Source organism: Nocardioides agri (genome assembly GCF_013778305.1).
Taxonomy (GTDB): domain Bacteria; phylum Actinomycetota; class Actinomycetes; order Propionibacteriales; family Nocardioidaceae; genus Nocardioides; species Nocardioides agri.
The window spans coordinates 1,654,696-1,665,879 of sequence record NZ_JACEIC010000002.1; the positions used below are offsets into that span (position 1 = coordinate 1,654,696).

The window sequence follows — 11,184 nt, forward strand, 5'->3', positions numbered from 1 at the left end:
CGCCGCATCGACGCCCTGAGGCCCTAGGCTTTCGCCTGATGACATCGAACGACCCGACTCCGACCCGCTGGTGGCAGCGCAAGGCCGAGCACGGCGAGCTGAGCGAGCAGGCCGGTCCTGAGTCCCCCGCGCCCCCGCCGAGCCAGCCGGAGCCGGCCGTCCGGACGCCCGCCGACCTCCAGGCCGCGGTCGAGCGCGCCACGGAGCTGCGCCGGCGCACCGAGCAGGCCGCCGCCGAGCAGGCCGCCGAGCGGCTCGTCGCCGAGGAGGCGGCCACCCAGCACGCGCGCGCTCGCGCGGAGGCGGACGACCGGGCCGCCGAGCACGCCGCCAAGGCGCAGGAGGCGTACGACGCACGCCGCGCCGCCGAGGAGGCCGCAGCCGAGCACGCCGCCGAGCGGGTCCGGCTCGAGGAGGCGGCGACCGCCGCGGCCCGCGAGCGCGTCGAGGCCGAGGAGGCCGCCCGCAAGCTCGTCGACTCCGCGAAGGTGGCGACCGCCCTGCGGCTGGCCGCCGAGCAGGCCGGCGCCCAGCAGACCGTCGACCGCGCGGCCGCCGAGGAGGCCGCCCGCGAGGCCGCCGCCCGGGAGGCAGCGGCCAGCGAGGCTCGGGCCGCCGCCGAGGCCTACGCCGAGGAGCAGGCGACCGCCGCGGCCGAGGCCCACCAGGCGCGGGTGGCGGCGGAGCAGGCCGCTGCCGCAGCCGCGGAGCGGGTCCGCGCGGCCGAGGAGGCCCGCGCGGCGGCCGAGGCCCGCGTCGCCGACCTCGAGGAGCAGATCGCCGCTGCCGGCGAGGCGCGCCTCGCCGCCGAGCGGGCCGCGGCCACCCAGGCCGACGCCCGCGCCAAGGCCGAGACCGCGGCGCGCGAGCAGGCCGAGGCGCGCGCCGCCGCCGAGGCCGCGGCCGCCGAGCAGGACGCCGCCGCCACCGCCGCGCACCAGGCACGGACCGCCGCGGAGCAGTCCGCGACGGCCGCAGCCGAGCGGGCCGCCACCGCCCTCACCGAGCGGCAGGCGGCCGAGCAGGCGGCGCAGGAGGCCGCCGAGCGGGCGACCGCCGCACACGCTGACCGCGAGGGCGCCGAGACCCGTGCCACCGAGCTCGCGGCCCGCCTCACCGCAGCGATCGCTGCGCACGAGGAGTTCGTGACCGGCTCGCAGGAGGCCCGCGCGGCCGCGGAGCAGGCGGCCGCGGACGCGGTCGAGGCCCGCGCCGCCGCCGAGGCCACCGCCGCGGAGGCGCTCCAGGGACGCGCGACGGCCGACTCGTCGGCCGCCGAGCACGCCCGGCTCGCCGACGAGGCGCACACCGCGCGGCTCGCCGCCGAGCAGGCGGCCGATGAGCGCGCCGCCGCGGCCGAGGCCGCGCAGGCCGCGCGCACCACGGCGGAGGAGGCGGCGACCCGGGCGGCCGAGGCCGCAGCCGCAGCCGCGCTCGGCGAGGAGGAGGCGCGCCGTACCGCTGCCGAGATGGCGGGCGCCCTGCAGGTCTCCCACGAGGCCAAGCTCGCGGCCGACGAGTCCGCGCGGACCGAGGCCGAGCGAGCCGCCGAGGCCCACGTCGCCCGGACCGTCGCCGAGCAGGCGGCCATCGACGCGGCCGCCGCCCGCGAGGAGGCCGAGCGCCAGGCTCGCGCCCAGCTCGACGCCGCCGCGGCCGCCCACGCCGACCGGGCCGTTGCCGAGCGCGACACCGAGGCCGCCGTCGTCCGCGCCGGACAGGCCCAGGCCGAGCGCGAGGAGGCCGAGCGCCGAGCCACCGCCCAGACCGAGGCGGCCGCCGCCGCGGCCGCGGCCCAGGCAGCCGCCCACCAGCAGGCAGCAGAGCACGCCGAGGTGGCCCGCACCGCCGCCGAGGCCCGAGCCGCCGCCGACGCCACCGCCGAGCAGCACGCCCACGCCCGCGCGGACGCCGAGCGCGCAGCGGCCGAGGCCACCGCCGCGCGCGAGCAGGCCGAGCGGCAGGCCAGCGCCCAGCTCGAGGCTGCCGGCGCCGCCCACGCCGACCGGACCACGGCCGAGCGCGACGCCGAGGCAGCAGCGACCCGCGCCGAGCAGGCCCAGTCCGAGCGCGAGGAGGCCGAGCGCCGAGCCACCGCCCAGGCGGAGGCCGCCGCCGCCGCGGCCGCGGCCCAGGCAGCCGCCCACCAGCAGGCAGCAGAGCACGCCGAGGTGGCCCGCACCGCCGCCGAGGCCCGGGCCGCCGCCGACGCGACCGCCGAGCAGCACGCCCAGGCCCGCGCGGACGCCGAGCGGGCCGCGGCCGAGGCCCTCGAGGCCCGGCGCGCGGCCGAGGACGACGCACGGGCGCACGCCGAGCTCGCCGCCCGCGCCGCTGAGGAGCGCCGCGAGGCCGAGCAGCGGCTGCGCGAGGTGCTCGCGGCCACCGGCGAGGAGACCACCCGTCACGCCGACGAGCTGCGGACCGCCGTCGCCGCCCGGGAGGCTGCCGAGCAGGCCGCCGCCGAGCAGGCCCGGCTGCGGACCGAGGCCGAGTCGGCCGCCGCCGACCGGGCCTCCGACCGCAGCGCCGTCGAGGCCGCCGTACGGCACCAGGCCGAGCTCGCCGAAGCAGCGATGGAGGAGCGGCTCGCGGCCGAGGAGCGAGCCCGCGAGCTCGCCCAGGAGCTGGAGCAGGTGCGCGCCGATCTGCTGGAGCTACAGAAGAAGAAGGGGATCTTCCGGCGCTAGGCGAGGTGGCGTCGGAGCGCGGCCGCGATCTCCGCGTTGGCCGCCCGGGCCGAGCGCCCCACGCCGACCATGTTGAAGAAGCCGTGGATCTGGTCGCCGAACCGGCGCAGCTCCACTGCCGCCCCCGCCTTCTCCAGCAGCGCCGCGTACTCCTCGCCCTCGTCGCGCAGCGGGTCGAAGCCCGCGGTGACCACGTACGCCGGCGCGAGGGTCGCCGGCAGGTCGGCGTACGCCGGCGAGATCCGCGGGTCGCGCGGGTCGCCGCCGGCCACGTAGCTGTCGTGGGCGAGGTCCATGAACGCGCTGGTCAGGTAGAAGCCGGTCTGGAACGACGTGGAGCTCGCGGTCTCGCGCGCGGCGTCCGTCACCGGGTAGACGAGCAGCTGGAGCGCGAGCGGCAGCCCCTCGCGGGCCGCCTCGATCGCGACCACGGCAGCCAGGTTGCCCCCGGCGGAGTCGCCACCCACCGCGAGCCGCGTGGGGTCGGCGCCGACCTCGTCGGCGTGCTCGACGACCCAGCGGTACGCCGCGAGCGCGTCGTCGTACGCCGCCGGGAACGGCTGCTCCGGACCGAGGCGGTAGTCCACGGCCAGCACCCGTACGCCGGAGCGCTCGGCGAGGAACCGGCAGGCGGCGTCGTGGGACTCGAGGTCGCCGTACATGAAGCCACCGCCGTGGAAGAACACCAGCAGCGGCCCGCGCGAGAGCGACGGCGTGTAGAGCCGGGCCGGGAGGCCGGCCACCCGCAGGTCGCGCACCTCGCCGATCGGCTGCCGGCCGGCGACCAGCCGGGTGTGCCGGCGGATCGCGCGGCGTCCCTCGGGGATCGGCAGCGACTCCGCGGCCGGCTCGCGGATCAGCCGCTGGATCCGCAGCATCAGCTGGGTGTCGACGGCGAGCGGCTCGCCGTCGACGACGACCGGCCGGCCGGCGAGCACGCGCTGGACGCGTGGTGGCAGCGCGAGGGCGGCTCGCAGCAGGAGGGTCTCGACGGGTTCGAGGGCGTTCACGCCCGGCAACCTACCGATCCGTCCGCGGTCGGCGTCACCCCGTGTTCACCGGTTGGTGCCAGACTCGGTGCATGACGCTCGACAGCCTGCCTCCCGACGCCCTGTCCAGCCATGGCGAGGCGATCCCGGAGGAGACCTTCGAGGTCGAGCCGCCGTACCTGCCCGACCACGACGCGCTCGCCGCGGTGGAGAAGTACGAGGACCGGTTCCTCGACCGCGAGCTGTCCTGGCTGCGGTTCAACCAGCGCGTCCTCGAGCTCGCCGAGAACCCGGACCTGCCGCTGCTCGAGCGGACCCGGTTCCTCGCGATCTTCACGAGCAACCTCGACGAGTTCTTCATGGTGCGGGTCGCGGGCCTCAAGCGCCGGATCGCCGCCGGGCTCGCCGTGCGGGCGGCGAGCGGGCTGATGCCGAGTGAGGTGCTCGACCTGATCCTGCGCACGACCCGCGAGCTCTCCGAGCGTCAGGCGCGGCTCTTCCGCGACGAGATCGTGCCCGCCCTCCGCGACGCCAACATCGAGCTCGTCCGCTGGGACGACCTCGACCGCGACGAGCAGCGGGCCTGCAAGCGGCTCTTCAAGGAGCGGGTCTTCCCGGTGCTGACGCCGCTGGCCGTCGACCCGGCGCACCCGTTCCCCTACATCTCGGGGCTCTCGCTCAACCTGGCGGTGCTGATCCGCAACCCCAAGACCGGCAAGGAGCACTTCGCGCGGGTGAAGGTGCCGCCGATCTTCTCCCGCTTCGTGCCGGTCGGCAACCAGCGCTTCGTGCCCCTGGAGGACGTGATCGGCGAGCACCTCAAGCGGCTCTTCCCGGGCATGGAGGTGCTCGAGGTCCACACGTTCCGGGTCACCCGCAACGAGGACCTGGAGGTCGAGGAGGACGACGCCGAGAACATCCTCGCGGCCCTGGAGAAGGAGCTGCTGCGCCGTCGGTTCGGGCCGCCGGTCCGGCTGGAGGTCGAGGAGTCGATCGCTCCCCAGGTGCTCCAGCTGCTCGTATCCGAGCTCGGCGTCTCCGAGGCGGAGGTGTTCCGGCTCCGGGGTCCGCTGGACCTGCGCGGGCTCCACGACATCGCGGACCTGCCGCGGGCGGAGCTGAAGTACCCCGCGTTCGTGCCGGTCACGCACCCGCGGCTGGCCGAGGTCGAGTCGTCAGCGCCCGTCGACGTGTTCAAGGCGGCCCGCAGGAACGACGTACTGCTGCACCATCCCTACGACTCCTTCGCGACGTCGGTGCAGCGCTTCCTCGAGCAGGCTGCCGCCGACCCGCACGTGCTGGCCATCAAGCAGACCCTCTACCGCACCTCCGGCGACAGCCCGATCATCGACGCGCTCATCGATGCCGCCGAGGCGGGCAAGCAGGTGCTGGTGCTCGTCGAGATCAAGGCGCGCTTCGACGAGGAGGCCAACATCCGCTGGGCCCGCAAGCTCGAGCAGGCCGGCTGCCACGTCGTCTACGGGCTCGTCGGCCTCAAGACCCACTGCAAGCTCGCGATGGTGGTCCGCGACGAGCCCGACGGCATCCGGCGCTACACCCACATCGGCACCGGCAACTACAACCCCAAGACGTCGCGGATGTACGAGGACCTGGGGCTGATCACCACCAACGAGCAGATCGGCGAGGACGTCGCCCATCTCTTCAACAACCTCTCGGGCTGGTCGCGCAACGCGTCGTACGAGCAGCTCCTCGTCGCGCCGGACTCGGTGCGCTCCGGGCTGGTCGAGCAGGTGCACCGCGAGATCGCCAACCACCGCGCCGGCCGCCCGGCCCGGATCCGCCTCAAGGCCAACTCCGTCGTCGACGAGGCGGTCATCGACGCGCTCTACCTCGCCTCGCAGGAAGGCGTCCCGGTCGAGCTGCTCGTGCGCGGCATCTGCGCGCTGCGGCCCGGCGTACCCGGGCTGTCGGAGACGATCACCGTGCGCTCCGTGCTCGGCCGGTTCCTCGAGCACAGCCGGATCTTCTGGTTCGAGAACGCCGGCGACCCCACCGTGTGGATCGGCTCCGCCGACATGATGCACCGCAACCTGGACCGTCGGGTCGAGGTGCTGGTGCGGCTGCCCGGCGCCGACAGCATCCAGGTGATCGGCGAGCTCCTGGACCTCGCCTTCGCCCCGCACGTGACCGCCTGGGAGCTCGACAGCGAGGGCTGCTGGGCGCGCAACGAGGGCGCCACGGACCTCCAGCAGGCGCTGATCGAGAGCCCGCGCCGGCGTCGGTGACCACCGACACAGGGCGCGGAGGGCTCCCGGAATGGGCGCCACTTGCGTTTTCGGGCATCTCACCCCCTAGGCTGATCGCGTTCTTTTCCTCCTCACCAGGAGTTATCCGTGGGTTTGCGCCTTCGCCCCGTCGACACGTCGTTCTACGTCCTGCTGACCGAGTCGGCCCAGCACCTCATCAGGGGAGCATCGCTGCTCGCCGAGATGCTCGCCGACGGCGCCGACCACGATGACGTGGCGCGCCGGATGCGCGAGGCCGAGCACCAGGCCGACGAGACAACGCACGCCATCGTCAAGAAGGTGAACTCGACCTTCGTGACGCCGTTCGACCGCGAGGACATCTACTCCCTCGCGTCCGGGCTCGACGACGTCATGGACATGATGGACGAGGTCGTCGACATGATCCTGCTGTACGAGGTCAAGCTCCTCCCGGCCGAGCTCTCGGCCCAGGTCGAGGTGCTCCAGCGCTGCGCGGAGCTGACCGCGGACGCGATGCCGAACCTCCAGTCGATGCAGTCGCAGTCCCTCGAGGAGTACTGGATCGAGGTCAACCGGCTCGAGAACGCCGGCGACAAGAACCACCGCCGTACGATCGCGAAGCTCTTCAGCGGCGAGTTCAAGACCATCGAGGTGCTCAAGCTCAAGGACATCGTCGAGGGCCTCGAGGAGGCGATCGACGCGTTCGAGAAGGTCGCCAACACGGTGGAGCAGATCGCGGTCAAGGAGTCCTGACCCCACATGGAGCTCGCGATCGTCATCACGGTCGTCGTGGTGGCCCTGGTGTTCGACTACACCAACGGGTTCCACGACGCCGCCAACGCCATCGCCACCTCGGTGTCGACGCGTGCGCTGACCCCCAAGGTCGCCCTCATCCTGGCGGCCGTCATGAACTTCGTCGGCGCCCTGCTCGGCCAGGAGGTCGCGCACACCGTCAGTGAGGTGATCTCGCCACCAGAGGGCACCCACGGCCTCGTGGTCATCCTGGGCGGCCTGCTCGGCGCCATCACCTGGAACCTCATCACCTGGTACTTCGGCCTGCCGTCCTCGTCCTCGCACGCGCTGATCGGCGGCATGGTCGGCGCAGCGATCGCGGCCGGGGGCGTCGACCTCGTGCACTGGGCGACGATCGTCGACAAGGTGCTGATCCCGATGGTGCTGTCGCCGGTGTTCGGCTTCTTCGCGGCGTTCGTCGTGATGTTGACGATCATGTGGGTCTTCCGGAAGCGGAATCCGCACCGGGTCTTCCGCGGGTTCCGGATGGCGCAGACCGTCTCCGCCGCGGCACTGGCGCTCGGCCACGGCCTCCAGGACGCCCAGAAGACGATGGGCATCATCTTCCTGACGGTCACGACCGCGGGCTACTACGCCGGCCAGGAGAACCTCCCGATCTGGATCGTGATCTCCTCCGCCGCGGCGATCTCGCTCGGCACGTACTCCGGCGGCTGGCGCATCATGCGCACCCTCGGCCGCCGGATCATCCACCTCGACCCGGCCCGCGGCTTCGCGGCCGAGTCGGTCGGCGCAGGTGTCCTGTACACGACGGCCTTCGTCTTCCACGCCCCGATCTCGACCACCCACCTGATCACCTCGGCGATCATGGGCGCCGGCGCCACCAAGCGCTTCTCCGCCGTCCGGTGGGGCGTCGCCCGCTCGATCGTCACCGCCTGGGTCCTCACCTTCCCCATGGCCGGCCTCGTCGCCGCCGGCTTCTACGCGGTCCTGCACGCGATCCTCGGCGTCTGAGCCTGCTCGTCGTCGCGATACCCAGCGACGTTCTGGTTGGTCCGGCACGGTCGGAACGACCACTACGTCGCTGGCTATGCCGGCGGTCAGCCCGTACGGCGATACCGCAGGAGCCGTTCGCGCTGGTCGAGTGACAGCGAGCGGCGCTGCTCGACCGTCGCGGTGGGGGTCCACGACGGTGGCGGCTCGATCGTCCACCTCCGGTCCGGCACCGGCGTGAACGGCGAGCGCGCGCGGGCGGCCAGGATCCGCCGGGCCATCCGGGACCGGTCGGCCCGGTCGGCGGCGACGAGCGTGAGGTACTCGAGCCCGAGTCGCCGCAGGTCGTCCTCCCGGACGAGGTCCCGGGCACGCCGATCGGCGGCGAGGTGGACAGGACCGTCGTACTCGACCACCAGACCGGCTTCGACGTCGATCAGGTCCGGAGTCGCGACGTGCCGGCCATGACTGTCGAACACCGGCCGGTTGGTCAACGGAGGCTCGAGGCCCAGCTCCAGCGGCCAGGTCAGCCGGACGTCGACCTCGGCCGGTGACCATGCGTTCTCGTCGACCAGCTGCGCCGCCTCACGGGCCTGCGGGATCCCGATCCAGTGGTAGAGCAGCTCCAGGTGGTCGAGGAGCTCGGCGACCGACACCAGGTCGGCCGCCGCCGCCATGTCGAACGCCCGCACCGCCGCGACCAGGCTGTCGGCGTACCGCATCTCGAACGCGACCGCGCACGCCGGCGTGACCACCCTGAGCCCGTCGACCACCACGCGGTCGCGAGGCGGGATGCACTCCGACGTCACCGCCAGACCGGGGCGCGACCGCACGGCGTTCCTGATCGTCGTGACCGGCACCGCGAGCTCCGACCTGCCCCCGTCCGTGCGGCCGTCGAACCAGCCCGCCAGCCTCCAGCTCAGCGCTGCCCATCCGGTGACCGCACTCGCGCTGGAGAGATGGTGGGCCGCTTCGACGATGCGCTGCTCGGGGAGGTTGCGGCTCACCTCGGCCGGGACGTAGAAGCCACGGCTCGTACGCCGCCACCGCGCCCCGCGGACCTGGGCACGGGTCGGCCCGGTGACGCCCTCCGGGTCGACCCGGACCGGCCGCACGACGTACGGCCGCGCCGGGTCGAACGGCGGCGGCCACATGTGTCGGGTGCGAGGTCTCACGCCGCCACGGTGCGGGACAGCGGCGCTGCCTCGCCGCGCTCATCCACAGCCCTCCGCCGCGCGCCCGGCTGGGTGGTGCCTACGTCCCGATAGCCACAGACGTTCTGGTTGTTCCCAACGGTTCGGAGCAACCAGAACGTCGCTGGCTATCGCCGACAGGTGCAAGGCAGGACCTGAGGGCATTGCAGTTGTCTTGCAGGAAAACGGGGGACGGGTCGGGCGGGGTCTTGAGGTCGGCGCGGTTTGATCGTCCTGTCACGAACACCCGCGGCGGGTCCAGCGGCGGGATCCCAGGGGGGAGGGACCAGATGCGCACCACCAGCTCAGCACCCAGCACCGTGGTCACCGCGCTCAGCGCGGTACTCGCGGTCACCGTCGTCCTCGTCGTGGGGCCGGCCGCTCTGGCCGAGCACGCGGAGCACGCCGTCCGGGCGCTCACCCACCGCTACGGGACCACCTGGGTCGCGGCCGCCGGGGTCGTGGCGCTCGCCGTCGTCCTGGTACGCCGCGCGCAGCCGCGTCGCGGCGCACGGGGCACCGCCCCGGCAATCGTCCCGACGCCGACCCACCGGCCCGACGGCCGCCCGCGGCTCACCCTCGTCCGGGCGGAGGCGCAGTCGTGAGCACCACGGCCGAGACCTTCCAGCCCGCGACGTTCCGTCGCCTGGTGCCCGCGCACAGCGGCGTCGATCTGTCCCGCGGCGTCCGGATCGAAGCCGGGTCACTCGTCGCCGACGGCGAGCAGCAGGGCGTGGTTCAGCTGGCGGGGCACATGCGGTACCCGACGCCCCGCACCGTCTCGACGAACCGCACCTGACCTCGCCGGTCGCCGAGCTTGCGGCGCAGGTTGCCCATGTGGACCTCCACGTGGTGGGTCTCGCCCCAGGTCTGCCCCCAGACCTCCTCCATCAGCAGCGCGCGCGTCCACACCCGGCCGGGCGCTCGCATGAGGCGGGTGAGCAGCTCGAACTCGGTCGGCGTCAGGTCGACCTCCTCGCCGTCGCGCCACACCCGGTGGGCGTCCACGTCGACGGCCAGGCCTCCGTGCCGGAGGACCTCGTTGGCGTCACCGGAGAAGCCGCCGGCGACACCGGCCGGCACGGCGACCAGGTCGGCGCCCACGGCCACCGGGACCTCGAAGAAGTGCCGCGGCCGGCGGAACATCGCGTTGACCCGCGCCTTGAGCTCACGGACGCTGATGGGCTTGGCGAGGTAGTCGTCGGCACCGGTCTCGAGGCCGATCAGCCGGTCGATCTCCTCGGCCTGTGCGGTCACCATGATCACGTAGGCGTCGGTGAGCGGCCGGATCCGGCGACACACCTCGAGCCCGTCGATGCCCGGCAGCCCCACGTCGAGGGTGACCAGGTCCGGCGACAGCGCGGCGACCAGATCCACCCCGTGCTGGCCGTCGTGGGCGATCGTGACCTCGAAGCCCTGGGAGGTCAGCGCAGTCTCGAGGAGCGTCGCGATGTCCGCGTCGTCCTCGATCACGACAGCGCAGCGTGGCACCTGTCCCCCAGGGTGAAATCGACAGTTCAGGCCCTCTCGATCGGCCGGGGCAGCCGCTCCCTGAGGGATTTCAGCCGAAGCGCCCTGAGATGTACGCCTCAGTCGCGGGCTCGTCCGGGTTCGTGAACATCTTGTGGGTCGGGTTGAACTCGACGAGATGGCCCGGCTGACCTGCGGCCTTGAGGTTGAAGAAGCCGGTCTCGTCGGACACCCGGGCCGCCTGCTGCATGTTGTGGGTGACGATCACGATCGTGTACTCGGACTTCAGCTCGTGGATGAGGTCCTCGATCGCGGACGTCGAGATCGGGTCGAGCGCCGAGCACGGCTCGTCCATGAGCAGCACCTCCGGCGAGACCGCGATGGCGCGGGCGATGCACAGGCGCTGCTGCTGACCACCGGACAGACCCATGCCGGGCTTGCCGAGGCGGTCCTTGACCTCGTTCCAGAGGTTGGCGCCGCGCAGCGACTTCTCGACGATCCCGTCCGCGTCCGACTTCGAGAGCTTCTTGGAGTTCAGCCGCATGCCGGCGAGCACGTTCTCGTAGATCGACATCGTAGGGAACGGGTTCGGGCGCTGGAAGACCATGCCGATCTGGCGGCGTACGGCGACCGGGTCGACCGTCGGGTCGTAGAGCGACTGCCCCGACACGATCACCTTGCCCTCGACGCGGGCGCCCGGGATCACCTCGTGCATCCGGTTGAGCGCTCGGAGGAACGTGGACTTGCCACAGCCCGACGGACCGATGAACGCGGTCACCGCCCGCGCGCGGATGGACATGTTGACGCCCTCGACGGCCTTGAAGTCGCCGTAGTAGATGTCGAGGTCGGAGACGTCGATGCTCTTTGCCATGGT

10 protein-coding genes are annotated in these 11,184 nt (G+C 73.2%); 6 read left to right on the forward strand and 4 right to left on the reverse strand.

The features are described from left to right. Nucleotides 1-38 precede the first annotated feature (38 nt). A complete protein-coding gene (locus HZF07_RS12685; protein WP_157342090.1) occupies nucleotides 39-2,690 on the forward strand; it encodes a hypothetical protein in 2,652 nt (883 codons plus the stop codon). Here HZF07_RS12685 and HZF07_RS12690 read toward each other — a convergent pair. After that, nucleotides 2,687-3,700: an alpha/beta hydrolase gene (locus HZF07_RS12690; RefSeq protein WP_181645134.1), complete on the reverse strand. Its 1,014-nt coding sequence runs from the start codon at nucleotides 3,698-3,700 to the stop codon at nucleotides 2,687-2,689. The two genes, HZF07_RS12685 and HZF07_RS12690, sit on opposite strands and share 4 nt — an antisense overlap. 71 nt (nucleotides 3,701-3,771) lie before the next feature. Between HZF07_RS12690 and HZF07_RS12695 the strand changes: the two genes are divergently transcribed. The 3 genes from HZF07_RS12695 to HZF07_RS12705 all read left to right on the forward strand — a co-directional run bounded on the left by HZF07_RS12695 (nucleotide 3,772) and on the right by HZF07_RS12705 (nucleotide 7,668). After that, nucleotides 3,772-5,925 (forward strand): RNA degradosome polyphosphate kinase, encoded by a 2,154-nt coding sequence (locus HZF07_RS12695; protein ID WP_157342094.1) that lies wholly within the window; start codon nucleotides 3,772-3,774, stop codon nucleotides 5,923-5,925. 108 nt (nucleotides 5,926-6,033) lie between these two features. Next, the gene (locus HZF07_RS12700; RefSeq protein WP_181645135.1) at nucleotides 6,034-6,657 is read left to right on the forward strand and encodes a DUF47 domain-containing protein; all 624 of its coding nucleotides are present in this window, start codon (nucleotides 6,034-6,036) and stop codon (nucleotides 6,655-6,657) included. 6 nt (nucleotides 6,658-6,663) lie between these two features. Continuing rightward, nucleotides 6,664-7,668: an inorganic phosphate transporter gene (locus HZF07_RS12705; protein WP_157342096.1), complete on the forward strand. Its 1,005-nt coding sequence runs from the start codon at nucleotides 6,664-6,666 to the stop codon at nucleotides 7,666-7,668. An 86-nt stretch (nucleotides 7,669-7,754) separates the two neighbouring features. Here the strand turns inward: HZF07_RS12705 and HZF07_RS12710 are convergent, their stop codons facing one another. Continuing rightward, nucleotides 7,755-8,822: a PDDEXK family nuclease gene (locus HZF07_RS12710; protein ID WP_157342098.1), complete on the reverse strand. Its 1,068-nt coding sequence runs from the start codon at nucleotides 8,820-8,822 to the stop codon at nucleotides 7,755-7,757. Between the two features lie 308 nt (nucleotides 8,823-9,130). On the opposite strand from HZF07_RS12710, the gene HZF07_RS12715 reads away from it, so the two are divergent. Both HZF07_RS12715 and HZF07_RS12720 read left to right on the forward strand, forming a co-directional pair. Beyond that, entirely contained in the window at nucleotides 9,131-9,445 is a 315-nt protein-coding gene (locus tag HZF07_RS12715) for a hypothetical protein (protein ID WP_157342100.1), read from the forward strand. Next, nucleotides 9,442-9,639, forward strand: coding sequence for a hypothetical protein (locus HZF07_RS12720; protein WP_157342102.1), 198 nt, complete (start codon nucleotides 9,442-9,444; stop codon nucleotides 9,637-9,639). The genes HZF07_RS12715 and HZF07_RS12720 overlap by 4 nt, the downstream gene beginning before the upstream one ends. Here the strand turns inward: HZF07_RS12720 and HZF07_RS12725 are convergent. After that, nucleotides 9,579-10,313 (reverse strand): response regulator transcription factor, encoded by a 735-nt coding sequence (locus HZF07_RS12725; protein WP_309504718.1) that lies wholly within the window; start codon nucleotides 10,311-10,313, stop codon nucleotides 9,579-9,581. The two genes, HZF07_RS12720 and HZF07_RS12725, sit on opposite strands and share 61 nt — an antisense overlap. A gap of 88 nt (nucleotides 10,314-10,401) precedes the next feature. Further along, a complete protein-coding gene (pstB, locus tag HZF07_RS12730; RefSeq protein ID WP_157342104.1) occupies nucleotides 10,402-11,181 on the reverse strand; it encodes a phosphate ABC transporter ATP-binding protein PstB in 780 nt (259 codons plus the stop codon). Between the last annotated feature and the right edge of the window lie 3 nt (nucleotides 11,182-11,184).

What these genes read in the sequence shown, in the direction of transcription:
- HZF07_RS12695 (WP_157342094.1), top strand. Translation starts at nt 3,772, where the DNA reads ATGACGCTCGACAGCCTGCCTCCCGACGCCCTGTCCAGCCATGGCGAG.
- HZF07_RS12705 (WP_157342096.1), top strand. Translation starts at nt 6,664, where the DNA reads ATGGAGCTCGCGATCGTCATCACGGTCGTCGTGGTGGCCCTGGTGTTC.
- pstB (WP_157342104.1), bottom strand. Translation starts at nt 11,181, where the DNA reads ATGGCAAAGAGCATCGACGTCTCCGACCTCGACATCTACTACGGCGAC.
- HZF07_RS12715 (WP_157342100.1), top strand. Translation starts at nt 9,131, where the DNA reads ATGCGCACCACCAGCTCAGCACCCAGCACCGTGGTCACCGCGCTCAGC.
- HZF07_RS12685 (WP_157342090.1), top strand. Translation starts at nt 39, where the DNA reads ATGACATCGAACGACCCGACTCCGACCCGCTGGTGGCAGCGCAAGGCC.